This is a genomic window from Streptomyces sp. NPDC048172, from assembly GCF_043202595.1.
Taxonomy (GTDB): Bacteria; Actinomycetota; Actinomycetes; order Streptomycetales; family Streptomycetaceae; genus Streptomyces.
In genome coordinates, this window is sequence record NZ_JBIDAT010000005.1 from 201,059 (window position 1) to 226,109 (window position 25,051).

General features: G+C 72.7%; 22 protein-coding genes. 5 read left to right on the plus strand and 17 right to left on the minus strand.

What is annotated here, in order from left to right:
* Positions 1-23 precede the first annotated feature (23 nt).
* From ACGF3A_RS22660 to ACGF3A_RS22710, 11 genes are all read right to left on the minus strand, one after another.
* Positions 24-1,145, minus strand: a complete 1,122-nt coding sequence (locus tag ACGF3A_RS22660) for an aminopeptidase P family protein (protein WP_393732073.1) — start codon at positions 1,143-1,145, stop codon at positions 24-26.
* A gap of 117 nt (positions 1,146-1,262) precedes the next feature.
* Positions 1,263-2,231 (minus strand): AAA family ATPase, encoded by a 969-nt coding sequence (locus ACGF3A_RS22665; protein ID WP_393732074.1) that lies wholly within the window; start codon positions 2,229-2,231, stop codon positions 1,263-1,265.
* 166 nt (positions 2,232-2,397) lie between these two features.
* Entirely contained in the window at positions 2,398-3,504 is a 1,107-nt protein-coding gene (aroB, locus tag ACGF3A_RS22670) for a 3-dehydroquinate synthase (RefSeq protein WP_393732075.1), read from the minus strand.
* Entirely contained in the window at positions 3,501-4,019 is a 519-nt protein-coding gene (locus ACGF3A_RS22675) for a shikimate kinase (RefSeq protein WP_393732638.1), read from the minus strand. The genes aroB and ACGF3A_RS22675 overlap by 4 nt, the downstream gene beginning before the upstream one ends.
* A 14-nt stretch (positions 4,020-4,033) precedes the next feature.
* Positions 4,034-5,218, minus strand: coding sequence for a chorismate synthase (gene aroC / locus ACGF3A_RS22680; protein WP_393732076.1), 1,185 nt, complete (start codon positions 5,216-5,218; stop codon positions 4,034-4,036).
* Between the two features lie 315 nt (positions 5,219-5,533).
* A complete protein-coding gene (locus tag ACGF3A_RS22685) occupies positions 5,534-6,415 on the minus strand; it encodes a shikimate dehydrogenase (RefSeq protein ID WP_393732077.1) in 882 nt (293 codons plus the stop codon).
* A complete protein-coding gene (gene mltG / locus ACGF3A_RS22690) occupies positions 6,415-8,175 on the minus strand; it encodes an endolytic transglycosylase MltG (protein WP_393732078.1) in 1,761 nt (586 codons plus the stop codon). The genes ACGF3A_RS22685 and mltG overlap by 1 nt, the downstream gene beginning before the upstream one ends.
* Before the next feature lie 130 nt (positions 8,176-8,305).
* The gene (gene ruvX, locus ACGF3A_RS22695; protein WP_393732079.1) at positions 8,306-8,779 is read right to left on the minus strand and encodes a Holliday junction resolvase RuvX; all 474 of its coding nucleotides are present in this window, start codon (positions 8,777-8,779) and stop codon (positions 8,306-8,308) included.
* The gene (alaS, locus tag ACGF3A_RS22700; RefSeq protein ID WP_393732080.1) at positions 8,779-11,454 is read right to left on the minus strand and encodes an alanine--tRNA ligase; all 2,676 of its coding nucleotides are present in this window, start codon (positions 11,452-11,454) and stop codon (positions 8,779-8,781) included. Before alaS ends, ruvX begins: the two co-directional genes overlap by 1 nt.
* Positions 11,454-11,786 (minus strand): DUF6167 family protein, encoded by a 333-nt coding sequence (locus ACGF3A_RS22705; RefSeq protein ID WP_393732081.1) that lies wholly within the window; start codon positions 11,784-11,786, stop codon positions 11,454-11,456. The genes alaS and ACGF3A_RS22705 overlap by 1 nt, the downstream gene beginning before the upstream one ends.
* 9 nt (positions 11,787-11,795) lie before the next feature.
* Positions 11,796-12,230 (minus strand): DUF948 domain-containing protein, encoded by a 435-nt coding sequence (locus ACGF3A_RS22710; RefSeq protein WP_393732082.1) that lies wholly within the window; start codon positions 12,228-12,230, stop codon positions 11,796-11,798.
* A 259-nt stretch (positions 12,231-12,489) separates the two neighbouring features.
* On the opposite strand from ACGF3A_RS22710, the gene ACGF3A_RS22715 reads away from it, so the two are divergent.
* Positions 12,490-14,781 (plus strand): ATP-binding protein, encoded by a 2,292-nt coding sequence (locus tag ACGF3A_RS22715; protein WP_393732083.1) that lies wholly within the window; start codon positions 12,490-12,492, stop codon positions 14,779-14,781.
* 22 nt (positions 14,782-14,803) lie between these two features.
* Here ACGF3A_RS22715 and rpsD read toward each other — a convergent pair whose 3' ends face one another.
* Positions 14,804-15,415, minus strand: coding sequence for a 30S ribosomal protein S4 (gene rpsD, locus ACGF3A_RS22720; protein WP_393732084.1), 612 nt, complete (start codon positions 15,413-15,415; stop codon positions 14,804-14,806).
* 184 nt (positions 15,416-15,599) lie between these two features.
* On the opposite strand from rpsD, the gene ACGF3A_RS22725 reads away from it, so the two are divergent.
* Complete coding sequence (locus tag ACGF3A_RS22725) at positions 15,600-16,316, plus strand: DUF2470 domain-containing protein (protein WP_393732085.1); 717 nt, start codon at positions 15,600-15,602, stop codon at positions 16,314-16,316.
* On the opposite strand, the gene ACGF3A_RS22730 is transcribed toward ACGF3A_RS22725, so the two are convergent.
* Positions 16,313-17,200 carry a helix-turn-helix domain-containing protein gene (locus ACGF3A_RS22730; RefSeq protein ID WP_393732086.1) on the minus strand — a complete coding sequence of 296 codons (888 nt, stop codon included), beginning with the start codon at positions 17,198-17,200 and terminating at the stop codon, positions 16,313-16,315. The two genes, ACGF3A_RS22725 and ACGF3A_RS22730, sit on opposite strands and share 4 nt — an antisense overlap.
* 132 nt (positions 17,201-17,332) lie before the next feature.
* Between ACGF3A_RS22730 and ACGF3A_RS22735 the strand changes: the two genes are divergently transcribed.
* Together ACGF3A_RS22735 and ACGF3A_RS22740 are read left to right on the plus strand one after the other, a co-directional pair.
* Positions 17,333-18,235: an MBL fold metallo-hydrolase gene (locus ACGF3A_RS22735; RefSeq protein WP_393732087.1), complete on the plus strand. Its 903-nt coding sequence runs from the start codon at positions 17,333-17,335 to the stop codon at positions 18,233-18,235.
* A 49-nt stretch (positions 18,236-18,284) separates the two neighbouring features.
* Complete coding sequence (locus ACGF3A_RS22740; protein ID WP_393732088.1) at positions 18,285-19,718, plus strand: carboxylesterase/lipase family protein; 1,434 nt, start codon at positions 18,285-18,287, stop codon at positions 19,716-19,718.
* Between the two features lie 16 nt (positions 19,719-19,734).
* Here the strand turns inward: ACGF3A_RS22740 and ACGF3A_RS22745 are convergent, their stop codons facing one another.
* The 4 genes from ACGF3A_RS22745 to ACGF3A_RS22760 all read right to left on the minus strand — a co-directional run bounded on the left by ACGF3A_RS22745 (position 19,735) and on the right by ACGF3A_RS22760 (position 23,859).
* Positions 19,735-21,093, minus strand: a complete 1,359-nt coding sequence (locus tag ACGF3A_RS22745; protein WP_393732089.1) for a replication-associated recombination protein A — start codon at positions 21,091-21,093, stop codon at positions 19,735-19,737.
* 69 nt (positions 21,094-21,162) lie between these two features.
* Positions 21,163-21,798, minus strand: coding sequence for a vitamin K epoxide reductase family protein (locus ACGF3A_RS22750; protein ID WP_393732090.1), 636 nt, complete (start codon positions 21,796-21,798; stop codon positions 21,163-21,165).
* A 68-nt stretch (positions 21,799-21,866) separates the two neighbouring features.
* Entirely contained in the window at positions 21,867-23,129 is a 1,263-nt protein-coding gene (gene hisS, locus ACGF3A_RS22755; protein ID WP_393732091.1) for a histidine--tRNA ligase, read from the minus strand.
* A 10-nt stretch (positions 23,130-23,139) separates the two neighbouring features.
* Positions 23,140-23,859, minus strand: coding sequence for an MBL fold metallo-hydrolase (locus ACGF3A_RS22760; protein WP_393732092.1), 720 nt, complete (start codon positions 23,857-23,859; stop codon positions 23,140-23,142).
* 192 nt (positions 23,860-24,051) lie between these two features.
* Between ACGF3A_RS22760 and ACGF3A_RS22765 the strand changes: the two genes are divergently transcribed.
* Complete coding sequence (locus ACGF3A_RS22765; protein ID WP_393732093.1) at positions 24,052-24,885, plus strand: peptidylprolyl isomerase; 834 nt, start codon at positions 24,052-24,054, stop codon at positions 24,883-24,885.
* The last annotated feature ends 166 nt before the right edge of the window (positions 24,886-25,051 follow it).

Below are 25,051 nucleotides of genomic sequence, written 5' to 3' on the forward strand. Positions count from 1 at the left end.
CGCCGCGCAGAAGCCTGTACTGCTCAGAGCGCGAGCAGCTCCTTGGTCGTGATGGTGAGTAGCTCGGGTCCGCCGTCCGCCTGCGGGCGAACGACGAGCGTGTCGTCGATCCGGACACCGCCCCGGCCCGGGAGATGGACCCCCGGTTCGACGGTGACCGGCACACAAGCGTCCAGTTTACCCATGGCCGCAGGTGACAGCCGAGGGTCCTCACCGATTTCCAGCCCCACCCCGTGCCCGGTCGCCTGTCCGAGGGCCGCTCCGTGCCCCGCCGCGTCCAGCAGCTGACGTGCCGCGCGGTCCACGTCGCGGTACTCCGTACCGGGCCCCAGAGACTCCCGTGCGGCGCGCTGAGCGGCGAAGACGAGGTCGTACAGCTCGATCTGCCAGTCGTCGGGAGCCGTGCCGATCACGAACGTACGGCCGATCTGGCAGCGGTAGCCGCGGTAGCTGGCGCCCAGCCGGACCGTGAGGAAGTCGCCCTCCTCCACCCGCCTGTCCGTGGGCCGATGTCCGGAGAGTCCCGAATTGCGGCCCGTCGCGACGGAGGTGGGGAACGCCGAGCCCTCCGCGCCGTGGTCGATCAGACGGCGCTCCAGCTCCAGTGCGAGATGCCGCTCCGTACGGCCGACGAGGATCGACTCCAGCAGCTCGCCGAGCGCCTGGTCGGTGATCTCGGCGGCGATGCGCAGCGCGGAGATCTCCTCCTCGTCCTTGATCACCCGCTGCTGCTCCACGGCGCAGCCGAGGTCCGCGAGGTGCAGCGCGGGGGCGACGGAGGCCACGGCACGGTGCCGGGCGACCGTGAGGTGGTGCTCCTCCACGGCCAGCGTGTGCGGGCCCCGGCGCGCGGCGAGCCCCGCCGCTGCGACGGCCGCGTCCCCGTCCCCCTCGGTCAGCGCCATGTCCCGCAGGTCGTCGGCGGGGTGGCTGCCGCCGGGCGGACCCGCCTCCGGCGGGGTGAAGAGCGTGTCCTCGCCGTCGGGCCCGAGCAGCAGGACCCCGTCACGCGGGGCGCGGCCCGTCAGATAGCGGACGTTGGCGGGGCGGGAGACCAGCACCGCTTCTGCGGGGCCGCCGTGGGCGGTACTCGCCGCACAGCGCTCGCGCAGCCTGGACCTGCGAGCCACATGCACCTCGGACATATGCCGAGGGTACGCACGGCCGCGCTGACCCACCGGTTGAGAGGGGCCGTGCGGGCGACGGCGTGTCCGTGACCCGCGCGATCCCGGCCCCGGCCCCGGTTCCGGCCCCGGACCGGGCTACCAGCTCGGGGGGCTCGCGAGGCTGCGTGCGACGACGGTGTCGAGCATGTGCGCGGTGGCCGCCACGTCCTGGCGGGAGTTGTCGATGATGGGCAGCCCCGAGCCGTACCAGCCCGCCATACGGCCGTGTATGTGCGCGACCTCCTCGTCGGACAGGCGGCGGTTGCCGCTCCGCTCCGCGTTGCGCTCCATCACGATGTCGAGGCCTGGCAGCAGCACGACGGGGATCAGCCCCGGGCCGACATGGCGCTTCCAGCCGCCGAGGCCGACGACGGGCCAGTCGGGGAAGACCGCGTCGTCCAGGACGCACGAGATCCCGTTCGCCAGGAAATTGCGCGCGGCGAAGCCGCAGGTGCGGCGGGCGAGGCGGTACTGCGCCTCCGAGTGGTCGTTCCACCCCGCCTGCGGGTCGGCGAATCCGGAGCGGACCCACTCCCGTACGTCGTCGAGGCTGATGTGCGCGGTCGGCACGGCACGGTGCTCCGCCCAGTACCGCGCGACGGTCGTCTTGCCCGCGCCCGCCGGGCCGATCAGCAGCACGGCGACGGCCGCGCGGGTCCCGTCGAGCTGGGCGGGCGTCGCGCCGGGCGCGGGCACCTGGACGGGCCCGCCGGGCGGCAGCTTGATGTGCCCCGTGGTCTCGGTGGACGGCACTCCGCCGCCGGGCGGACCGGCGGGAGGACCAGGGGGCGCCTGGCCGCCCGGAGCGGGCGGCGCCGTGGGCGCGAGCGGACCCGGCGGCGGGCCGGGACGGTGCGCCTGGGGGTACGGAGGCTGGTGCGGCTGAGGGGGCTGCGGGTGGTGCGGCGGTCCCTGCTGCGGGCCCGGCGGCGGTCCCGGCCTGGCTCCCGGGCCCCCCGGGGGCTGCGGGTGCGGGTGCGCGGCAGCGGCCGGAGGGGGTGGAAAGCCGGGGGGAGGTACGGGCGGACGTGCCCCGTAGGCTCCATCGTCCCCGTAACGCCGCATCCGGACCCCACTCCGTCTCACGTGTGCCGACGCCGCCCCCGCGGTGCCGTGTGTCGTGCAGATACCGAACGGTACCTTCCCCCGCCGTCCCCGTATGAACGGCCGGGTCCGCTCCCGAGTGCCCGCTCAGGCCACTCCTGCCGGGCCGGTGCCGGGCTCGCGCCGGTCAGGCGGCGATCTCGGCGTGCGCGGCGAGCAGCATCGCGGGGTCGGGGCTCTCCAGGACGGAGGGCCGCGCCAGGCCCTCCAGGACGATGAAGCGCAGCCTGTCGCCCCGGGACTTCTTGTCGACCTTCATGGTCTCCAGGAGCTTGGGCCACTGGTCGCCCCGGTAGGTGACCGGAAGCCCGACGGATTCGAGGACGGCGCGATGGCGGTCCGCGGTTGCGTCATCGAGGCGACCGGCGATACGGCCCAGCTCCGCGGCGAAGACCATGCCGACCGAGACGGCCGCGCCGTGCCGCCAGTTGTAGCGCTCGTTCTTCTCGATGGCGTGCGCCAGGGTGTGCCCGTAGTTGAGGATCTCGCGGCGGCCCGACTCCTTCAGGTCGTCGGAGACCACCTCGGCCTTGACCCTGATGGACCGCTCGATCAGCTCGGCGGTGTGCGGCCCCTCGGGCGTACGCGCGGCCGCCGGGTCCTTCTCGATCAGGTCCAGGATCACGGGGTCGGCGATGAAGCCCGCCTTGATGATCTCGGCGAGGCCGCTGACGTAGTCGTGCGTGCCCAGCGAGCCGAGCGCGGCGAGGTCGCACAGGACGCCGGCCGGGGGGTGGAAGGCGCCGACGAGGTTCTTGCCCTCGGCGGTGTTGATGCCGGTCTTGCCGCCGACCGCCGCGTCCACCATGCCCAGCACCGTCGTCGGCACGGCGATCCAGCGGACCCCGCGCAGCCAGGTCGCGGCCACGAAGCCCGCGACGTCGGTGGTGGCCCCGCCCCCGACGCCGACGATGACGTCGGTACGGGTGAAGCCGGTCTGGCCCAGCGCCTTCCAGCAGTAGGCGGCGACCTCGGCGGTCTTGGACTCCTCGGCGTTCGGGAGCTGGATCGCGATGGCCTCGTAGCCCTGCGCCGCGAGGTCCTCGCGCAGCGCCTCCCCGGTCTCCGCCAGCGCCTCGGGGTGCAGCACCGCCACGCGCTGCGCCTTCTCCCCGATGAGCCCGGGGAGTTCGCCCAGGAGCTGCCGCCCGACGAGGACGTCGTACGGCTCCGTCCCCGCCGAGCCCCCGACGGCGATACGGGTGGGTGCCTGCTCCGGTGCCTGCTCGGTCATGCTTCCTTGAGCTCCAATGCGTCGAGGATCGCGTCGGCGACCTCTTCGGGCGTACGGTCCCCGGTGCCGACCGTCACACGGGCGACCTCGGTGTAGAGCGGCCTGCGCTCCTCCATCAGCTTCCGCCACTGCTGGCGCGGGTTGATGACGAGCAGCGGGCGCGGCGCGTCCAGGCCGACACGCTTGACGGCGGCGTGGACGTCTATCTCCAGGAACGCCACGCGGTGCCCGGCGAGCAGGGCGCGGGTCTCCTCGGCGAGGACCGCGCCGCCGCCGAGGGCCAGCACGCCGGTGTGCTCGGCGAGCGCGGTGCGCACCGCCGCGCGCTCCAGCTCGCGGAAGGCGGGCTCGCCCTCGTCGAGGAAGATCTCGGAGATCTCCCGGCCCGTGCTCTCCACGATGTCCCGGTCCGTGTCCCGGCAGGTCACGCCGAGGCGCTCCGCCAGGATCGCGCCCACCGTCGACTTGCCGACGCCCATCGGGCCGACGAGGACGACGGCGGGCCCCCCGCCCATGTCCCCCGTGTCCGTCACTTGATCTCCAGGTTGTCGAGGTAGCCGCGGACGTTGCGCCGGGTCTCGGGCACGCTGTCGCCGCCGAACTTCTCGGTCACCGCGTCCGCCAGCACCAGCGCGACCATCGCCTCCGCGACGATCCCGGCCGCCGGGACCGCGCACACGTCCGAGCGCTGGTGGTGCGCCTTCTCGGGCTCGCCCGTGGTGACGTCGACGGTGGCCAGCGCGCGGGGCACGGTCGCGATGGGCTTCATCGCGGCCCGTACGCGCAGGAGTTCGCCCGTCGACAGACCGCCCTCGGTACCGCCGGAACGGCCGGAGGAGCGGCGGAGGCCCTCGTCGGTCGGGACGATCTCGTCGTGCGCCTGCGAACCCGGCACCCGCGCGAGGTCGAAGCCGTCTCCCAGCTCCACGCCCTTGATCGCCTGGATGCCCATCAGTGCGCCGGCGAGCCGCGAGTCGAGACGGCGGTCCCAGTGGACGTGCGAGCCCAGGCCGACCGGCACGCCGTGCGCGACGACCTCGACGACACCGCCCAGCGTGTCCCCGTCCTTGTGGGCCTGGTCGATCTCGGCGACCATCGCCTCGCTCGCCCCCGGGTCGAGGCAGCGCACGGGGTCGGCGTCCAGCCGCTCCACGTCGCCGGGCACGGGCACGGTGCCGTACGGGGCCTTGGCGCCGCCCAGCTCCACCACGTGCGAGACGAGCTCGATCCCGGCGGTCTCCTTCAGGAACGAGCGCGCGAGGGTGCCGAGCGCGACCCGGGCCGCGGTCTCCCGCGCGGAGGCGCGCTCCAGCACGGGGCGGGCCTCGTCGAAGCCGTACTTCTGCATGCCCGCGAGGTCGGCGTGGCCGGGGCGGGGGCGCGTGAGCGGCGCGTTCCGCGCCAGCTCGGCCAGCTCCGCCGGGTCGACCGGGTCGGCGGCCATGACCTTCTCCCACTTGGGCCACTCGGTGTTGCCGACCATCACCGCGACCGGGGAGCCGAGGGTCAGTCCGTGCCGGACGCCGCCGAGGAAGGTGACCTCGTCGCGCTCGAACTTCATCCGCGCGCCGCGCCCGTAACCCAGGCGCCGCCGTGCCAGCTCGTCCGCGACCATGTCCGTGGTGACGGGCACTCCCGCGGGCAGCCCCTCGATCGTCGCCACGAGTGCGGGACCGTGTGACTCCCCCGCCGTAAGCCAGCGCAACCTGCTCAACGTTTCCTCCTCGCGGGGCGCGCCAGCGGAAGAGCGCGACCCTGTGTGCCTGCCCCGATCCTCCCATGTGGGGGCCCGCAGCCGATTACTGGTCCGGCATGCGAGCAGTGCCGCTCTCCTCTTTCCGGAGCACGGGCTGCCCCTGACCGCGCGATGCCGGGCGCGGGTACGTCGTGGTCGCTCGCGCAGTTCCCCGCGCCCCTTGCGGGGCGCTCCTGACGGGGCGCTTTCGCTGCTCCCTCTGCGCTTGGGAGGTCTGCGCAAGGCGCAGGGCTGGCAAGCGCAGCCCCGATGCCGGGTACGGGGCGACCGGCGTTACGCCCCTCGGGCCCGCAGCGCCGCCTCGCCCGCTGCTCGCATCGTCGCCAGCGGAGCCGGGCCGTGGCCCGTCATCTGTTCGACCTGGAGTGCCGCCTGGTGGATCAGGAGGTCGAGGCCGCTCACCACCGCGCCGCCGCGCTCCTGCCAGGACGCCGCGAGGGACGTCGGCCACGGGTCGTAGAGCACGTCGAAGAGGGTGCCGGGGCCGTCGGGGACGGCAGTGGCCAGAGCATCCGTCGTGCCCGCCGGAGTCGTGGCGATGACCAGCGGCGCGCGGAGCGCCTCCGCCGCGTCGGACCAGTCGGCCGTACGGACCGGCACCCCGAGCCGTTCGCCCCAGCCGCGCATCTCGCGGGCCCGGGCCTCGCTGCGGACGTACGCCGTGACCTCGCCCGCGCACACCCGTGCGAGCGCCGCGAGCGCGGAGGAGGCGGTGGCGCCCGCGCCGAGCACGGCCGCGCTCTCCACCCGTTCGACGCCGCGCTCGCGCAGCGCCGCGATCATGCCGGGGATGTCGGTGTTCTCGCCGAGGCGGCGCCCGTCATCACCGAAGACGACGGTGTTGACGGCCTCGACCGAGGCCGCGGTCTCGCTGATCTCGTCGAGCAGCGGGATGACGGCCCGCTTGAGCGGCATCGTGAGCGAGAGCCCCGCCCACGTCCCGTCGAGGTCGGCGAGGAAGCCCGCGATGCCGGACTCGTCCACCTCGAAGCTGTCGTACGTCCAGGAGTCCAGGCCCAGTTCGCCGTAGGCGGCGCGGTGCAGGGCCGGGGAGAGCGAGTGCGCGATGGGTGAGCCGAGGACGGCGGCGCGTCTGGTGCGTGCGGTGGTCCGCGTGCCGGGCGTGTGTGACTCCTGGCGCACCTGGTGGGGCATCAGCCGCCGCTCCCGTTCTGCTTCCGCTGTTCGCTGTTGAAGTCCTGGACGTTCTTGTCGTGCTCGCTCTTGCTGTCCGTGAAGCGGGTGTCGCCCGGTTTGACGGTGACGAAGTAGAGCCAGTTCCCCTTCGTCGGCTTCAGGGCCGCCTCGACGGCCTGGTGCCCGGGGTTGCCGATGGGCCCGGGCGGCAGGCCCTTGTGCAGATAGGTGTTGTACGGCGAGGGGTAGCGGGTGTCCTCGACGGAGGTGTTCAGCGTGGAGCGGCCCTTGGCGTAGTTGATCGTGGAGTCGAAGCCGAGCAGCATGCCGTCGTCGAGGCGGTTCCAGATGACGCGGGAGACCTTGCCGAACTCGTGGTCCTGCTGGGCCTCCGCCTGGATGAGGGAGGCGATGGTGATGATCTCCTCCGGCGACTTGCCGGTCTTCTTCGCCGCGCTCTCCAGGCCGGTCTTGGAGTACTCGGCCTCGGCGCGCTTGACCATCTGGCGCAGCACGTCCTCGGGCTTGCTGTTCTTGCCGACGCTGTACTTCGAGGGGAAGAGGAAACCTTCCGGTTTGCCCTTGGCCCATCCGGGGAGCCCCAGGTCGGCCTTGTTCGCGACCTTCTTGGTGGTGCCCTTGGGCGCGTCGAGCTTCTCGTCGATCGCCTCGTAGACCTTCTTGGCGCGCCAGCCCTCGGCGATGATCAGCCCGTTCTGGCTGGCGGGGTCGAGCATCATGTCCACGGCGCTGGAGGCGGACATCTCCTTGCGGAGGGTGTAGGTGCCCGCCTGGATGCTCTGGGCCTTCTTGTTCCCGTTCGACGCGTCGACGAAGGCGCCCGAGCTCTTGATGACGCCCTCGCGCTTGAGGACGTCGCCCATGTCGGAGATCGACGCGCCGTCCGGGATGTCGACCTGGACCTCGCCGCTGCCGGAGCCCGAGTAGTCGGGCGCCGGGGCGAAATGGGACTGATAGAACTGATAGGCGAAATACCCGCCGGTGCCCACGAGCGCGACGAGCACGGCGGAGACCACGGCGCAGGCGCAGCCGCTGCGCCGCTTGGTGCCGTCGTCGCGCTTGGGCTTGCCGCCCTTGCCCCCGCGCCTGCCGCGCCGGGCGTCCTCTTCCTCCTCCAGGAACGCCTGGCGCTCCGGGTCCTCCTCGCCGCGGTCCGTGAAGAAGGCGTGCTCGCCCTGGTCGGGCCCGGGGTCCCAGCCGGTGTCCGGGTCGGGAGCGCCCGGCCCGCCGGGACCGCCCGGATGGGGGTGACCCGGTTGGGGGTGGCCGGGGTGGGGGTGGACCTGCTGCTCGTACTGCTCGTACTGTCCCGGCGCCGGCTGGCCGCGCATGTGCTGCGGGCGCGGGGGCGGATAGCCGCCCTGGGCCGCGTAGTAGTCCGGCTGCTCGCCGGTGCCGTAGGGGTCGACGGGCGGCATGCCGTAGGGATCGGTACCGCCCGCGCCGTACGAGGGGTCGTACTGCTGGCCGCCCCAGCCGTACGCGGAGCCGTCGTACTGCTGCTGCGGTGCCTGGTGCTGGGCCTGGGGCGTCTGGTACTGCGGGGTCTGGTGCTGAGGGGCCTGGTACTGGGGGGCCTGGTGCTGGGGCGCGTGCTGCTGGGGGTGGTACGGCTGCTGGGGCTGCCCGTCGTACGGGGGCTGATTCCAGCCATTGTGCTGTCCGACGGGCTGACCACCGTTCCACTCCTGATCCCCGTAGAGGGGGTCATCGGGGTGCCACGGTTGGGAGCCAGGTCCCTGGCCGTACTCAGTCATCGATCCCCTTGTGCCGCGAGGGTGCGGCAGCCGTGCTGTGCGCGTCGGGCGCGAGTGCCGTGGGTGCCCCGCGCTGTGCGAGTGCTGTTCGGGAGGCTGCCGTGTCGCGCGGCACGTTACCGTATCGCGATCAGACAACCACTTCGACGCACTGGCCCGGCGCCTGCCCGGACACCCGTTCGGTCTCCAGCGCACTCTGGAGAATCACCACGGCGGCGGCCTGGTCGATGCGCCCCCGGCCCTTCTTGGAACTGACCCCGGACGCCCTCATCCCCTGGGCCGCTGTGACCGTTGTCATGCGCTCGTCGACGAGTCTGACCGGCACGGGTGTGATGTTTTTCGCCAACTCTTCGGCGAAGGCCCGCACCTTGGCCGCCGCGGGCCCCTCTCCCCCGCTCAGCGAACGGGGGAGCCCGACGACGACCTCCAGCGGCTCGTACTCCTCGGTGAGGGACACGAGCCGCCGGAGCGCGGCCGGGACGTCGCGTCCCGGCACGGTCTCCACGGGGGTCGCGAGGACCCCGTCGGGGTCGCAGCTCGCGACCCCGATACGGGCGTCCCCCACGTCGACGGCGAGGCGGCGGCCCCGCCGGACGGACGACATCAGGCGCTGCCCCCGGCCTCGGTGACGAGGCGCTCGACGGCGGCGATGGCCTCGTCCACGGCCTCCGGGTTCTGGCCGCCGCCCTGCGCGACGTCGGGCTTGCCGCCGCCCCCGCCGCCGAGGGTCTTCGCGGCCGTACGGACCAGGTCACCGGCCTTGAGGCCCTGCTCGCGGGCGGCCTCGTTGGTGGCGATGACGGTCAGCGGGCGGCCGTTGGTCACCGTGAAGAGGGCGACGACTGCCGGGCGGGAGCCGAGCCGCTGGCGCACGTCGAGCACGAGCGTGCGCAGCCCGTCGGCGGCCGTGCCGTCCGGCACCCGGGCGGCGGCGAACGCGATGCCGCGCACGTCCCTGGCGCCCTCGGCGATCCCGGCGGCGGCCTCCAGGACCTTCTCGGCGCGGAAGCGCTCGATCTCCTTCTCGGCGTCCTTGAGCTTGGCCAGCATCCCGGAGATCCGCTCGGGCAGCTCCTCCGGGCGGCCCTTGACCAGCTCGGTGAGCTGCGAGACGACCGTGTGCTCACGGGCCAGGAACTTGTACGCGTCGACGCCGACCAGGGCCTCGACACGGCGCACGCCGGAGCCGATGGACGACTCGCCCAGCAGCTTCACCAGGCCGAGCTGGGCCGTGTTGTGGACGTGGGTGCCGCCGCACAGCTCCTTGGAGAAGTCGCCGATGGTGACGACGCGGACGGTCTGGCCGTACTTCTCGCCGAACTCGGCGAGCGCGCCCGCCTTCTTCGCCTCCTCGATGCCCATGTACTCGGCCTGGACGTCGAGTTCGCGGGCCAGCACCTCGTTGATCTTCTGCTCGACGTCGGTGAGCACGGCGCCGGGAACGGCGGCGGGCGAGCCGAAGTCGAAGCGGAAGCGTCCCGGCGCGTTCTCCGAACCGGCCTGCGCGGCCGTCGGGCCCAGCGCGTCGCGCAGCGCCTGGTGGGTGAGGTGGGTGGCGCTGTGGGCGCGGGCGATGGAGCGGCGGCGCGTGAGGTCGATCTGGGCGTACGCCGGGGAGCCGACGGTGACCTCGCCGACCTGGACGGTGCCCTTGTGGACGCTGACGCCCGGCACCGGCTGCTGCACGTCGCGCACCTCGATCACGGCGCCGCTGTGCAGCCGGATGCGGCCGGTGTCGGCGAGCTGGCCGCCACCCTCCGCGTAGAAGGGGGTGCGGTCGAGGACGACCTCGACCTCGTCGCCCTCGTGGGCGGCGGGCGAGGAGACGCCGTCGACGAGCAGGCCGACGACGCTGGCCTCGTCCTCGGTGTCGGTGTAGCCGGTGAAGGCGGTGGCGCCGCTGCTGTCGGCGATCTCGCGGTACGCGGACAGGTCGGCGTGGCCCGTCTTCTTGGCCTTGGCGTCGGCCTTGGCGCGGTCCCGCTGCTCCTTCATCAGGCGGCGGAAGCCCTGCTCGTCCACGGAGAGGCCCTGCTCGGCGGCCATCTCCAGGGTGAGGTCGATCGGGAAGCCCCAGGTGTCGTGGAGCAGGAACGCCTTGTCGCCCGGGAGGACCTTGCCGCCCTCGGCCTTGGTCTCGGTGACGGCGGTGTCGAGGATGTTCGTCCCGGCCCTCAGCGTCTTGAGGAAGGCGGCCTCCTCGGCGAGCGCGACCGTCTCGATGCGCTTCCGGTCGGTCTCCAGCTCGGGGTACTGCTGGCCCATCGTCTTGATGACGACGTCGACCAGGTCGGCGACGACCGGGCCTGTGGCGCCGAGGATGCGCATGTTGCGGATGGCGCGGCGCATGATGCGGCGCAGCACATAGCCCCGGCCCTCGTTGCCGGGCGTGACGCCGTCGCCGATGAGCATCACGGACGTACGGATGTGGTCGGAGACGACTCGCAGGGAGACGTCGGACTCCTCGGCGGCGCCGTAGACCACCCCGGTCAGTTCCGTGGCCTTGTCGATCACGGCACGCGAGGTGTCGATCTCGTACATGTTCCGCACGCCCTGGAGGATCATCGCCAGGCGCTCCAGGCCGAGCCCGGTGTCGATGTTCTTGCTGGGCAGGTCGCCGAGGATCTCGAAGTCGGTCTTGGTGGTGCCCTCGCCGCGCTCGTACTGCATGAAGACCAGGTTCCAGATCTCCACGTACCGCTCGTCGTTGACCGCCGGGCCGCCCTCGACGCCGAAGTCGGGGCCACGGTCGTAGTTGATCTCGGAGCAGGGGCCGCAGGGTCCGGGGACACCCATCGACCAGTAGTTCTCCTCCATGCCGAGGCGCTGGATGCGCTCGGGGGGGACGCCCACGACGTCGCGCCAGATGCGCTCGGCCTCGTCGTCCTGCTCGTAGACCGTGATCCACAGGCGCTCCGGGTCCAGCCCGTAACCCCCCTTGTCCTGGGGGCTGGTGAGCAGCTCCCAGGCGAGCTTGGCGGCGCCCTCCTTGAAATAGTCCCCGAAGGAGAAATTGCCGCACATCTGGAAGAAGGTGCCGTGCCGGGTGGTCTTGCCGACCTCTTCGATGTCGGGCGTGCGCACGCACTTCTGCACGCTGGTGGCGCGCGGCCAGGGCGGGGTGACCTCACCCAGGAAGTACGGCTTGAAGGGGACCATGCCCGCGGGGACCAGCAGCAGCGTCGGGTCGTCCGCGATCAGCGACGCCGACGGCACGACGTGGTGCCCACGCTCCTCGAAGAAGCGCAGCCAGCGGCGGCGGATTTCAGCCGACTCCATCAGTGGTCCTCTTTCCGGTCGTACGTGTAGGGGGAATGGACGGTGCCGCCGAGCTGGCGGTTGCGGTGCTGGGCGGGCAGCTCGGGAAGCCGGTCGCCCTCGGGGGGCGCCGACAGGCCCAGCGCGTCCTTGAGTTCGGTCTCGCGCTGGGACATGCCCGCGCGGACGTCGAGCGCGAAGTCCTTGAGCTTGTGACCGCCCTCGACGGCCTTGTCGGCCGCCCGGACGGCGAGCGCGTCGGGAGCGAGGCTGCGGATCTTGCGCTGGACCTTGGTGGTGGCCCAGACACCGGCGGCTGCGCCGGTCGTGAACCAGAAGGCGCGGCGGAACATGTGCGTGGATCAGCCCTTTCCGCGCCTGCGGCCGGCCCGCCGGGCGGCGGGCAGCGTGCGGCTCACGACGACCTTGCGGGGCGGCGGCGCGTCCGCCCCGTTCTTACGGGAGAGCGCGCGCCGTACCCCGTAACCGAACGAGGCCACCTTCACGAGGGGGCCGCCGAACGCGGTGGAGACGGTGGAGGAGAGCGCCGACGCGTTGGAGGTGACCTCCTGGACGTCCGTCGCGATGGCGTCGACCCGGTCGAGCTGGGTCTGCGCGGAGCGCACGGTCGCGGACGCCTCACCGAGAAGCGGCACCGCCTGCTCCGTCACGCCCGTCACCAGCTTGGTGGCGGCCTTGAGCGTCTGTGCGAGCCTCACCAGCACCACGGCGAGGAACGACACCAGGATCGCCCAGAAGACTGCCACCAGGAGGCCGGCCACTTCACCACCGGACACGCTGCACCGCTTTCCTCGGAATTCCCTCAGAATCGTCATGGGATCGGCCGCCGCTCGCCGTGTGGCCGACCGCGGCGACAGACAGGTACCGACCTTATCGCGCCGCACTGTCACGCCCGTACCGCATTACGCCCGCGGGGCACAGGGTGCGTGGTGTCATCGTTCCGGGCGATTGTACGGTCAGCGAACAGGCCAGTACGCTCCGTGTCTTATGCGACGCTCACAGTCCTCCTCAGGCACGCCCCGCGATCGCGCCCGCATGCCCCGGCGTACGCCTCCGGGGGGTGGCGCCACCCCCCGGCCGGGGAATCTGCCGGCCGAGCTGAACCGGTTCGTGGGCCGCTCCGTCGAGACCGTCGAGCTGGGTGGACAGCTCGCCTCCGCGCGGCTGGTGACGGTGACGGGCGTGGGCGGCGTGGGCAAGTCCCGCCTCGCGCTGCACGCCGCCGCAAGAGTGCAGGATCGCTTCTGCGACGGTGTATGGCTGGCGGAGCTCTCCTGGCTGAGGGACGGCAGGCTGCTCGACCACACCGTCGCCGAGGCCCTGGGCCTGGCGGGCAGTTCGGTGCGCCCGCCGCGCTCCGCGCTGCTGCGCCAGCTCGCGGAGCGCGAGGTGCTGCTCGTGCTCGACGGGTGCGAGCACCTCGTCGAGGAGTGCGCGGAGCTGACGGACGCGCTGCTGCGGCACGCGCCGGGCCTCAGCGTCCTGGCCACCGGCCGCCGCCCGCTGGAGATCGCGGGCGAGCACACCTTCACGCTGGCGCCGATGCCGGAGGACGAGGCGGTGGAGCTGTTCACGGAGCGCGCCGCCGCCGTGCTCGCCGAGCCGCCGGGACCCGACGAGGCCGTGGTCGAGCTGTGCCGCCGCCTGGACGGGATCCCGCTCGCGCTCGAACTGGCCGCCGGGCGGCTGCGGGTGCTCTCCGTCGAGCAGATCGCGCACCGTATCGAGGACCGCTTCCGGCTGCTGGCCAGCAGCAGCCGCAGCGGGCTGGCGCGCCATCAGACGCTGCGCACGGCGATCGGCTGGAGCCATGAGCTGTGCACCGCGCGGGAGCGGCTGCTGTGGGCGCGGCTGTCGGTCTTCGCCGGGGACTTCGACCTGGAGGCCGTGGAGTACCTCTGCTCCGGCGAGGCCCTGCCCGCCGACCGCGTGCTCTCGGCGCTGGACGAACTGGTGGCCCAGTCCGTCGTCGTACGGGACGCGGGCGTCGGCACCGAGGGGCAGGCGCGGTATCACCTGCTGGAGACGGTGCGCGAGTACGGCGCCGGGTGGCTGGAGGAGCTGGGCGAGGCCGAGGAGCTGCGCCGCCGCCACCGGGACTGGTACCTGGGGCTGGCGACCTGGTGCGAGCTCGACTGGTTCGGGCCCCGGCAGACGGAGGTCGCGGCGCGCGTCGAGCAGGACCTGCCCAACGTACGGCTGGCGCTGGAGCACAGCCTGCGCTCGCCGGAGGACGCGCACATCGGGCAGTACCTCGCGGCGACCCTGTGGTTCTACTGGATCGGCTGCGGCAGGCTCGCGGAGGGGCAGCACTGGCTGGACCAGGCCCTCGCCTGGGACGGCGGCCATCCGCAGACGCGGACCAAGGCCCTGTGGGTCTCCGGCTTCGCCTCCCTCGTGCGCGGCCAGGTCGTCAAGGCGCTCGGACTGCTGCACGAGTGCCTGGAGCTGAGCGAGGAGCGGGGCGACGAGACGGCCAAGGCGTACGCCCTGCAGATGCTCGGCGCCCTCGCGGTCGTCAGCGACGACCTGCCCCGGGGCAAGGCGCTGCTGCGCGAGTCCCTGGACCGCTTCCGCGAGCTGGGCGAGCTGAACGCGCTGGTGATGCTGGCGCAGGTCGAGCTGGCAATGGCGCACGCCTTCGACGGCGAGCTGGAGACGGCGCGGACGCTGAGCGAGGAGGCGCGCGACGTCTCGGCGGACAGCGGGGAGCGCTGGGTGCAGTCGTACGCGCTCTATCTGCTGGCCTACGTGCACATGGTCCGCGACGACCATCCGCGGGCGCGCGAGCTGAGCGTGGAGTGCCTGACCATCAAACGGGAGTTCCACGACGTGCTCGGCATGACGATCGCGCTGGAGCACCTCGCGCCGCTGACGGCCGCCGAGGATCCGGGGCGCGCGGCGGCCATGCTGGGCGCCGCCGACGCGGGATGGCGCGTGGTGGGCGCGCGGCGCTTCGGCTCGCGGCACTTCGAGAACATCGCCGCCTCGTGCCGCTCGCACCTGCTGGCCGCGCTCGGCGAGGAGGCGTACGAGGAGGCGTACGCACGGGGGCGGAAGAGGGGGCTGCTCGCGGCCGTGGACGACGCCGTGCACCGGGGCACGCGCGCGGGCGCCGCTTCACGCGCCCCCGCGGCGCCGGGTCCGGCGCCGGGTCCGGCTCCGAGCCCTGTGCCCGGCGCGGGCGCGTCGTGGGCCACGCAGGGCTCGGCCGGGCGGCTGCCGGAGTCCGGCAGTGGCAGTGGCAGCGGCAGCGCCGCGGAGACGGCTCAGCCCGCCGTACCGCCCCCGACGGCCGGGGCCGACGGGGGACAGCAGGCGGGCTGAGAGTGCCGCTGGTGCCGCTGGATCAGCGGGCGTAGTACTCGACGACGAGCTGCTCGTCGCAGATCACCGGGATCTCCTTGCGGTTCGGGTCCCGGTCCAGGCGGAAGGCCAGAGCCTGCAGGTTCACCTGGAGGTAGCGCGGGGTCTCGCCCTCACCCGCGTAACCACCCTCGCGGGCCACCTGGAAGGGGTGCTTGTCGCGGCTGCGCTCGCGGACCTGCACCACGTCGTCCGGGCGGACGCGGAAGGACGGCTTGTCGACCTTGCGCTCGTTCACCGCGATGTGGCCGTGGACCACCATCTGGCGGGCCTGGTAGATCGTGCGTGCCAGACCGGCACGCAGGACGAGCGCGTCCAGACGGCGCTCAAGCTCGACGATGAGGGCTTCGCCCGTCTTGCCATCGACCTTCCGAGCGCGGTCGTAGGCACGCGCCATCTGGCGCTCGCTGATGTCGTACTGCGCGCGCAGGCGCTGCTTCTCCAGCAGACGGACCTTGTAGTCACTGTTCTGCTTGCGGCCACGGCCGTGCTCGCCCGGCGGGTAGGGACGCTGCTCGAAGTACTTGACGGCCTTCGGGGTCAGCGCGATGCCGAGCGCACGCGACTTCTTGACCTTGGGACGCGACTGGTTCACGTTGAACGGACCTCCGTGTAAGTTAGGTGAGGCTTACCTTAGCGGAGGAGAACGCATGTTTCGACCTGGGATTTCCCAGCCCGGCACCGACGCCGAGGGGGATCAGCCGCGTCCCGTGGAAGACGCCCCGCGGCCCACTGCCGCCGAGCGCGTACGAACCCTCGTGGAGTCCAGCGTATCCGCCATGCTGACCATTCCCGGCATCGAGACCGGTGCCGGAGACCCCGGGGCCGGATCCCCCGAGGTCAGAGCCGTCACCCCCGACGGGGACGTGATTCTGCTGGTCCCGGCCGACTCCCCCGCGGCCCAGGCCGCCGCCTACGCGCAGGACGACGATCTCACGACGGTGATGGAGATCACGGACGTCGCGCCGGTCGCGGTCCCGCACCGGATCCGGGGGCGCGCGTGGGTCGCCGGGTGGCTCACGGCCGTACGGAACGCGCAGCGGGCCGAGTGCGCCCGGCTCCTGGGCGAGGCCAACCCCTCCGGCATGCCCGCGGGCACCGCCTGGCTGATGCTCCGGCTGGAGGTCGGCGAGGCGTTCGTGGACGACCTGTGGGGCGCCGAGCACGTCGAGCCCGACGACTTCGCCGACGCGGCGCCCGACCCGCTCGTCCGGCACGAGGCCGAGCTGCTGCAGCACCTGGCCTCGGCCCACGGCGAGCAGGTGCGCGGGCTGTGCGCCTGCCGCGCGGACGAGCGCGTCGTGCCGCTCGCCCTGGACCGGTACGGGCTGCGCGTGCGGTTCTGCGAGGCCGACGGGGAAGGGGAGGACGGGGTGAGCGACGGGGTGCGCGGGGAGCGCTGCATGGACGCGCGCTTCGAGTTCCCCCGGACGGTGGAGAGCGTGGCCGAGCTGCGCCACGCGATGCACGCGCTGTTCACGGCCTCCGGCAGTTAGAGCGGGCCTGCCAGGGAGGCGAGCGCCCGTTCCGAGGGCGATCCCTCCTCGGCGGTGACCACGGCCACCGACTGCTCCGGAGAACGGGCCAGGAGCAGGATCTGCTGGGTGACCGTGAGCCTGCCCGCCACCGGGTGGCGCAGCCCGTACGTCTCCGCCTCGCACGCGCTGACCCGGTGGTCCCGCCACAGCTCCGCGAACTCGGCGCTCCGCGCGGACAGCTCCCCGACCAGCGAGACGAGGAGCGCGTCGTCGGGATGGCGCCCGGCGATCAGCCGCAGGTTGCCGACCACGGCGCGCGCCTTGCGGTGCCAGTCGGCGTCGTAGAGCTCGCGGGCCCGCAGGTCGAGGAAGTGCGTACGGGCCAGGTTCGGCCGGTCAGCGGGCCGTTCCGGCGCGGCGCGGTCGAGGTGCCCGGCGAACAGCGCGTGCCCCGCCGCGTTCCACGCGAGCACGTCCGTGCGCCGCCCGAGGACCATCGCGGGCGCGCCGCCGAGCGAGCGCAGCAGATCGCGGGTCGCGGTGGAGACCCGTTCCGACGGCGGAAGGTGCGCGGCGCGGGTGCGGCGCGCGGCCAGGTCGTGGAGGTGGGAGCGCTCGTGGCCGTCGAGCCGCAGGGCGCCGGCGAGCGCGTCCAGGACGGAGTCCGAGGCGTTCGCCGCGTGCCCCTGCTCCAGGCGCGTGTAGTACGAGGGGCTCACCCCGGCGAGCTGCGCCAGCTCCTCCCGGCGCAGGCCGGTGACGCGGCGCCGCTCGGGGTACCGGCGCAGTCCGACGTCCTCGGGGCGCAGCAGCGCGCGCCGCGCGCGCAGGAACTCGCCCAGCTCCCCCGGTTCGCGACGCTCGCCCGTGCCCGTCTCCCGCAGCTCTCCCGTCACGCTCATCCCTCCAGTGTGCGCCCTGCGCCGTGCCCGGAGCCTGTCCCTGCCGGGGATAGGTACGAGCGGGGCTGGTTGCTTCCCGGCGCCGGTCACAGGCTGGCCGGACCACCAACCAAACCCCCTGGAGTGCAAGCGATGCGGGACATCGTCCTGGGTGACGTCACCGTCACCCGCGTCATGGAGTTCACCGGTCCGGTCGGGATACGGCCGGACGAATTCTTCCCCGGAAGTTCCGGGGAGAGCTGGGAGAAGCACACGGACTGGCTCGCGCCGGACTTCCTCGACCCGGACACCGGGATCTGCCTCGCGGCCCTGCAGACCTGGGTGCTGCGCAGCGAGGGCCGCACCATCCTGGTCGACACCGGCGCGGGCAATCACAAGGAGCGGCCGTACTCGCCGGTGTGGAGCCATCTGCGCACCGACTTCCTCGGCAACCTCGCGCGGGCCGGGGTACGGCCCGAGGACGTCGACCTCGTGATCAACACCCACCTGCACGTCGACCACGTCGGCTGGAACACCTATCTCGACGACGGGAGCTGGGTACCGACGTTCCCGAACGCCACCTATCTCCTCCCCCGCGCCGACTTCGACTTCTGGAACCCCGCCAACGGCCACCCCTCGCGCCTCGGCCGGGACAACCAGAACGTCTTCGAGGACAGCGTCACCCCGGTCCACGACGCGGGGCTCGCCCTGCTGTGGGAGGGCAGCCACCGCATCGACGCCAACCTCACGCTGGAGTCGGCCCCGGGGCACACCCCCGGCTCGTCGGTGCTCTCGCTGGCGTCCGGGAGCGACCGCGCGCTGTTCGTCGGGGACCTGCTGCACTCGCCCTTCCAGTTCGCCTCCCCCGACACCAACAGCTGCTTCTGCGAGGACCCCGCCGAGGCCGCCGCCACCCGGCGCCGCCTCCTCGGCCGGGCCGCCGACACCCGCACGCTCGTCCTCCCCGCGCACCTCGGCGGGCACGGCGGCGCCGAGATCACCCGCGAGGGCGACGGCTTCGCCGTCCGTTCCTGGGCCCCGTTCAGCCGTGTCTGACGCGGTGTGCGGCACAGGAACCACGAGCGTCACACGCGGAGGGACAGCGATGAAGAGCACCGACGAACCGGTCGTCACCACGGCGGAGGGCGCCGTACGCGGGCGCGCCGACGCCGCCGCGCACGTCTACCGCGGCATCCCCTACGCCGCGCCGCCCACCGGCGCCGCCCGCTTCGCCGCGCCCGCGCCGCACGCGCCGTGGCAGGGCGTACGGGACGCGCGGCAGCCGGGCCCCACGGCGCCGCAGCCGCGCAGGGACGGCTTCGGGGCGCTCGACATGACGCCGTACTTCGGGCCCGGCTGGGTGCCCGGCGCCGACCACCTCACGGTCGACGTGTGGGCGCCGCCGGAAGCGCGGCGCAGCCCGGTGCTGGTCTTCGTGCACGGCGGCGGCTTCGTCGCCGGGTCCACCCGCGCCCCGCTGTACGACGGAACGGCCTTCGCGCGCGACGGCGTGGTGCTGGTGACCCTCACCTACCGGCTGGGCGTGGCCGGATTCCTCGACCTGCCCGGCGCCCCGGCCAACCGCGGACTGCTCGACGTCGTGGCGGCGCTGCGCTGGGTGCGGCGGAACATCGAGGCCTTCGGCGGCGACCCCGGCAACGTGACCCTCTGCGGCCAGTCCGCGGGCGCCACGCTCACGGCGGGGGTGCTGGCGCACCCGGATGCCGCGGGCCTCTTCCACCGTGCCGTCGTGCAGAGCGGCAACGGGCTCGGCGCGTTCTCCCCCGAGCAGGCGGCACGCGTCACCCGCGTCACGGCCGAGGCGCTCGGCGTCGGCCCTACGGCCGCAGAGTTCGCGGAGGTCCCCGACGAGCGGTTCGTCGAGGTCCTGCCGCGGCTCTCGGGCCTGGACCTGCGCACGGACGGCCGGTTCGACCCGCTGATGGGGCTCAGCCCGTTCAGCCTCGTACTGGAGCGGCAGCCCGCCGAGACGGTCGCCGAGGGAGGCGGGGCCGACGTGCCCCTCCTCATCGGTACGAACACCGAGGAGGGCAACCTCTATCTCGTACCGCAGGGCGATCTCGTGGGCTCGACCCCGCGGGACGTGCGCGAGACCGCGGCGCGGGCGCACGCCGACCCGGACGCGGCGCTCGCGCGGTACCGCGCGCGGATGCCGGAGGCGAGCCCGGGAGAGCTGCGCGCGGCGCTGCTGGGCGACGCGCTGTTCCGTACGGGCAGCGGGCGCCTGGCGGAGGCGCACGCGGCGAGCGGCGCCCCTACCCACACGTACGAGTTCGGCTGGCGCTCCCCCGCCGTCGACGGGCTGCTCGGCGCGGCGCACGCGGTGGAGCTGCCCTTCGTCTTCGACCGGGTGGACCTCCCCGCGCTGCGCGGCCCGCGCGGGCTCCTGGGCCCCACAGGACCCGGGACGTCCGCCGCGCTCGCGACGGAGATGCACGGCGCGTGGGTACGGTTCGCGCGCACCGGCGATCCCGGCTGGGCGCCGCCGGAGACCCGGCGCTTCACCGGCCCGGCCTGACCTCCGCCCCGGGGTCCTACTCGCCCGTCTCGCCGCGCAGCCGGGCCCTGACGCGCTCGACCACGTCCGCGTACCGCGCCTCCGCGCCGTAACGCGTCGGTTCGTAGTAGTGCTTGCCGTGGATCTCGTCCGGCGCGTACTGCTGCGCGGCGATGCCGCCCGGGAGGTCGTGCGGGTACTGATAGCCCTTGCCATGGCCCAGTTTCCCCGCGCCCTTGTAATGGCTGTCGCGCAGATGGGCCGGGACGGAGCCCGCGAGGCCGCCGCGGACGTCTTCGAGGGCCGCGCCGATCGCCTTCGTCGCCGAATTCGACTTCGGGGCCAGGGCGAGGGCGATCGTCGCGTGGCTCAGGGTGAGGGCCGCCTCGGGGAAGCCGATCATGGCGACGGCCTGCGCGGCGGCCACCGCCGTCGGCAGCGCCGTCGGGTCCGCTATGCCGATGTCCTCGCTCGCCGAGATCATCAGCCGCCGCGCGATGAACCGGGGGTCCTCCCCGGCCTCGATCATCCGCGCGAGATAGTGCAGCGCGGCGTCGACGTCGGAGCCGCGGATGGACTTGATGAGGGCGCTCGCCACGTCGTAATGCTGGTCGCCGTCGCGGTCGTACTTCACGGCCGCGCGGTCGACGGCCTCCTCCATGGTGGCCAGCGAGATCGCGGTCTCGCCCTTGGCGAGGGCGGCGCCCGCGCCCGCCTCCAGCGCGGTGAGCGCCCGGCGCGCGTCGCCTCCGGCGATGCGCAGGATGTGGGCCTCGGCGTCCTCCGGGAGCTCCACCTCCCCGTTCAGCCCGCGCTCCTCCGTGACGGCGCGGTGCAGCAGGCCCCGGATGTCGTCGTCGGTGAGGGGCTCCAGGGTGAGCAGCAGGGAGCGGGAGAGGAGCGGGGAGATCACCGAGAAGTACGGATTCTCCGTCGTCGCCGCGATGAGGGTGACCCAGCGGTTCTCCACGGCGGGCAGCAGCGAGTCCTGCTGGGCCTTGCTGAAGCGGTGGATCTCGTCGAGGAAGAGGACCGTGTCCTTCCCGTACGCCCCCGAGGAGCGGCGGGCGCCGTCGATGACGGCGCGGACCTCCTTGACCCCGGCGGTGATCGCGGACAGCTCCACGAAGCGCTTGTCGGTCGCCTGGCTGACGACATACGCCAGGGTGGTCTTGCCGATGCCGGGCGGGCCCCACAGCATCACGGAAGCGGCGCCCGCGGGGCCGCCGCCGCCCTCCCCCACCAGGCGGCGCAGCGGGGATCCGGGGCGGAGCAGATGCTGCTGGCCGACGACCTCGTCGAGTGTACGGGGGCGCATCCGCACGGCCAGTGGGCTGGCGGACGGGTCCTTGGCCTGACGGTCCTCGGCTGCTGCGGTGAAAAGATCGGGCTCCACGTCGGAAACCCTAAGTCAGACCACTGACAGAGCCGGACACGGCCGGTTCACCGGTCGCCCGTCAGCCCGTCAGCTCGTCCAGAAGTCCCACCAGCGGGTCAGGATCAGGATGCCGATCACGCCGATGTGCAGCACGGGCAGCACCCAGGGGAACTCGTCGGCGAAGTTGCGCAGCGCGGCGGGGGCGGGCAGGAAGCCGTTGCGGACGTTGTGCGCGGTGACGTACCAGAACATGATGATCGTCGCGACCCAGGCGAGGCAGCACCACAGGCAGAGATTGCCGATGTTGTAGAGCGACTGGTACTGCAGCCAGGTGCAGAAGGCCACGCCGAAGAGCGTGCCGAAGTTGAACGTCAGCCAGTACCAGCGCGGGAAGCGCGCGTTCGCGAGGAGCGTGACGCCGACGGCGATCACGATGGCGTAGGTCGCCAGGCCCAGCATCGGGTTGGGGAACCCGAAGGCGGAGGCCTGGTCGCTCTCCATGATGTTGCCGCACGCGACCACCGGGTTGATGCCGCACGCGGGCTTGAAGTTCTTGTCCTCAAGGAGGTGGAACTTGTCGATCGTGATGATCCACGCGGCGAAGAGCCCGGCGGCGCCCGTGACGATCAGCATCCAGGCGAACGCGCGACTCGCGCCGACGGCACCCCCCTTGGATCCGTCCGCATCCGTGTGCGTCTCGTCGAGGGGTGCCGTCGTGGTCATAGCGCTCTTCGTCCCGTCACTTGGTCCATGGGGGTGTGCGCGCCATTCTGCCCCACCGGCAAGGGGAGTTAGCGCACCTTGGCCGATACTTCGGCGACGACACTCGCAAGTGGCAGGGCCGTCTGCTCGCCGCTGTCGAGGTCCTTCAACTGCGCGACGCCCTCGGCGAGGTCGCGCTCCCCGAGCAGCAGCGCGTAGCGCGCCCCGGAGCGGTTGGCGGACTTCATCGCGTTCTTCATGCCCTTGCCGCCGTACGCCAGGTCGGCCGCGACGCCCTCCCGGCGCAGCGAGGTGACCAGGCCGAACAGCGTGCGCCGTGCCTCCTCGCCGAGCGGCACCGCGAACACCTCGGTCGCGGACGGCAGTTCGAGCTCGATGCCCTCGGCCTCCAGCGCGAGGACCGTACGGTCGACGCCCAGGGCCCAGCCCACGGACGGCAGCGCGGGGCCGCCGATCATCTCGGACAGGCCGTCGTACCGCCCGCCGCCGCCGACCGCGGACTGCGCGCCGAGGCCGTCGTGGACGAACTCGAACGTGGTCCGCGTGTAGTAGTCCAGCCCGCGCACCAGCTTCGGGTCGTCCTCGTAGGCCACGCCCGCGTCGGTGATCAGGGCGCGGACCTCCTCGTGGAAGGCCTTGCACTCCTCGCACAGGTGGTCGCGCATCATCGGCGCTCCGCCGAGCTGCCGCTGCACGCTCTCGCGCTTGTCGTCCAGCACCCGCAGCGGGTTGATCTCGATACGGGCGCGCGTCTCCTCGTCGAGGTCGAGGGCGCGCAGGAACTCCTGGAGCGCGGCGCGGTACGCGGGACGGCAGGTCCTGTCGCCCAGCGAGTTGAGCAGGATGCGGAAGTTCCGCAGGCCCAGCGAGCGGTACGCGTCGTGCGCGAGGATGATCAGCTCGGCGTCGACCGCGGGGTCCTCGGTGCCGAGCGCCTCGGCGCCGACCTGCGAGAAGTGGCGGTAGCGGCCCTTCTGCGGGCGCTCGTAGCGGTAGTACGAGCCGGAGTACCAGAGCTTCACCGGGAGGTTGCCGCCCTTGTGGAGGCTGGCCTCCAGCGCGGCGCGCAGCACGGAGGCGGTGCCCTCCGGGCGCAGTGCCAGGTGGGTGCCGCCCTTGGTGGTGAGGGTGAACATCTCCTTGGTCACGATGTCGGTGGACTCGCCGACGCCGCGCGCGAAGAGCTCGACGTTCTCGAATCCGGGCGTCTCCGCGTAGCCGTAACCGGCGCGGCGCAGCGGGGCCGCCAGCGCCTCCCGGACCGCGAGGTAGGTCGCGGAATCGGGCGGCAGCAGGTCATAGGTGCCCTTGGGGGCCTTGAAGGTGCTCACGGTCTTCTCGTCACATTCCTCGTCGCGGGGCGGCGCCCGGGGCGCCGTCTCCCGTGCCGTCGGCGGCCAGCCCGGTCAGGAACGGGTTGGTGGCGCGCTCGCGGCCGATGGTCGTCTGGGGGCCGTGCCCGGCCAGCACCACGGTCTCGTCCTCCAGCGGCAGGCACACACGTGCGAGCGAGCGGAGGATCTCCTCGTGGTCGCCACCGGGCAGATCGGTGCGTCCGATGGAGCCGGCGAAGAGCAGGTCGCCCGCGAACAACACCGGCGGTACGTCCGCCTGTTCGGGCATCCTGAACGTCACCGACCCCTTGGTATGGCCCGGCGCGTGCGCGACGGTCATCTCCAGGCCCGCCAGCTCCAGCTTCGCCCCGTCGGACAGCTCCCGCAGATCGTCCGGCTCACCGATGGTCAGCTCGCCCATGAGGGGCTGGCCGATGCGCTGCCCGAGGGCCTTCTCGGGGTCGCTCATCATGAACCGGTCGTCCGGGTGGATCCAGGCGGGCACGTCGTGCGCGCCGCAGACGGGGACGACGGAGGCGACATGGTCGACATGGCCGTGCGTGAGGATCACCGCGACCGGCTTCAGCCGGTGCTTGGCGACGGCCTCCTCGACACCCTCGGCGGCCTTGTGGCCCGGGTCGATGATCACGCACTCCTCGCCGGCGGCGGGGGCGACCAGATAACAGTTGGTCCCCCAGGCCCCGGCGGGGAACCCGGCAACGAGCACGATCGTCCTTCAGTCGTCCGACAACGGGGAACGGCGTTCCCGCCGCTCAGGCTGGTCCAGCCTACCGGCGCCGGTACACGTGGGGCGAACCCGTATCGGGGACGTGGACGGCCGAGGCGTATACGGTACGTGGCCAGCACGCACCCCCCACTGCACGCGCCCATCCCCCGATGGCTCGAAGGAGACGCGACCGTGGTCAGCAGTGAGCAGCGGAGAAAGCAGCTCGCACGGGAGAAGTACGAGCGCCAGCAGCGCCGCCGGGCCGCCGCGCGGCGCAGGGCCCGTGTCCGCAACGGCGCCATCGCGCTCGGCCTGGCGCTCGTGCTCGCGGCCGGTGCCGCCTACGCCGCCGCGGGCGGGCTCGGCGGGGACGACGGAGGGGACAAGGCCGACGCCGAGCGGACCCCGGAGCCGAGCAAGGCGCCCGACCCCTGCGACAAGCCCGCCAAGGGCGAGCCGAACGGCAAGCAGTGGAAGAAGGAGCCCGCGATGAAGGTCGACAAGTCGGCCTCGTACGCGATGAGCCTGGACACCACCTGCGGCACCATCGGCTTCGAGATGGACGCCTCGAAGACCCCGCGCACGGCCAACTCGTTCCGCTTCCTCACGGAGAAGAAGTTCTTCGACCACACCCCCTGCCACCGGCTCGTCGACGGCGACATCCACGTCCTCCAGTGCGGCGACCCGCAGGGCACCGGTGAGGGCGGCCCCGGCTACACGATCCCGGACGAGAACCTGAAGGACCCGCGGCTGAAGGGCGAGACGTACCCGGCGGGCACGGTGGCGATGGCGAACCAGTACAACGCGAAGACGGGCAAGGGCCGGGACTCCGGCGGGAGCCAGTTCTTCCTCGTCTACGAGGACAGCAAGCTGCCGCCCGATTACACCCCGTTCGGCCGGATCACGCAGGGCATGGACGTGCTCAAGAAGATCGCCAAGGCCGGGTCGACGCCCGACCCGCAGACGCGCAACACCCCGCCCAACGCGACCGTGGTGATCGACAGGGCGACGGTGCGCGAGTCCTGACCCCGCGTGCACCGGGAATGACGCCGCGCACGCGGGGAATTTCCGCCGCGCGGATTGCGGACAGCGCAGGCGCCGGTCGCCTATGTTGGCGTTGTGTAGGGTGCCTGCGCCGACGGCCAGACCATTCTGTCGGCCGGACGAGAACTGTGGACGATGCCGGGGGGCG

Coding starts and splice junctions, on each gene's coding strand:
- ACGF3A_RS22705 (WP_393732081.1), bottom strand. CDS start 11,786: ATGTTCCGCCGCGCCTTCTGGTTCACGACCGGCGCAGCCGCCGGTGTC.
- ACGF3A_RS22715 (WP_393732083.1), top strand. CDS start 12,490: ATGCCCCGGCGTACGCCTCCGGGGGGTGGCGCCACCCCCCGGCCGGGG.
- ACGF3A_RS22660 (WP_393732073.1), bottom strand. CDS start 1,145: ATGTCCGAGGTGCATGTGGCTCGCAGGTCCAGGCTGCGCGAGCGCTGT.
- ACGF3A_RS22675 (WP_393732638.1), bottom strand. CDS start 4,019: ATGGGCGGGGGGCCCGCCGTCGTCCTCGTCGGCCCGATGGGCGTCGGC.
- ruvX (WP_393732079.1), bottom strand. CDS start 8,779: ATGTCGTCCGTCCGGCGGGGCCGCCGCCTCGCCGTCGACGTGGGGGAC.
- alaS (WP_393732080.1), bottom strand. CDS start 11,454: ATGGAGTCGGCTGAAATCCGCCGCCGCTGGCTGCGCTTCTTCGAGGAG.
- ACGF3A_RS22665 (WP_393732074.1), bottom strand. CDS start 2,231: ATGCGGCGTTACGGGGACGATGGAGCCTACGGGGCACGTCCGCCCGTA.
- ACGF3A_RS22750 (WP_393732090.1), bottom strand. CDS start 21,798: ATGACCACGACGGCACCCCTCGACGAGACGCACACGGATGCGGACGGA.
- aroB (WP_393732075.1), bottom strand. CDS start 3,504: ATGACCGAGCAGGCACCGGAGCAGGCACCCACCCGTATCGCCGTCGGG.
- ACGF3A_RS22685 (WP_393732077.1), bottom strand. CDS start 6,415: ATGCCCCACCAGGTGCGCCAGGAGTCACACACGCCCGGCACGCGGACC.
- ACGF3A_RS22735 (WP_393732087.1), top strand. CDS start 17,333: ATGCGGGACATCGTCCTGGGTGACGTCACCGTCACCCGCGTCATGGAG.
- mltG (WP_393732078.1), bottom strand. CDS start 8,175: ATGACTGAGTACGGCCAGGGACCTGGCTCCCAACCGTGGCACCCCGAT.
- ACGF3A_RS22725 (WP_393732085.1), top strand. CDS start 15,600: ATGCTGACCATTCCCGGCATCGAGACCGGTGCCGGAGACCCCGGGGCC.
- ACGF3A_RS22730 (WP_393732086.1), bottom strand. CDS start 17,200: ATGAGCGTGACGGGAGAGCTGCGGGAGACGGGCACGGGCGAGCGTCGC.
- ACGF3A_RS22740 (WP_393732088.1), top strand. CDS start 18,285: ATGAAGAGCACCGACGAACCGGTCGTCACCACGGCGGAGGGCGCCGTA.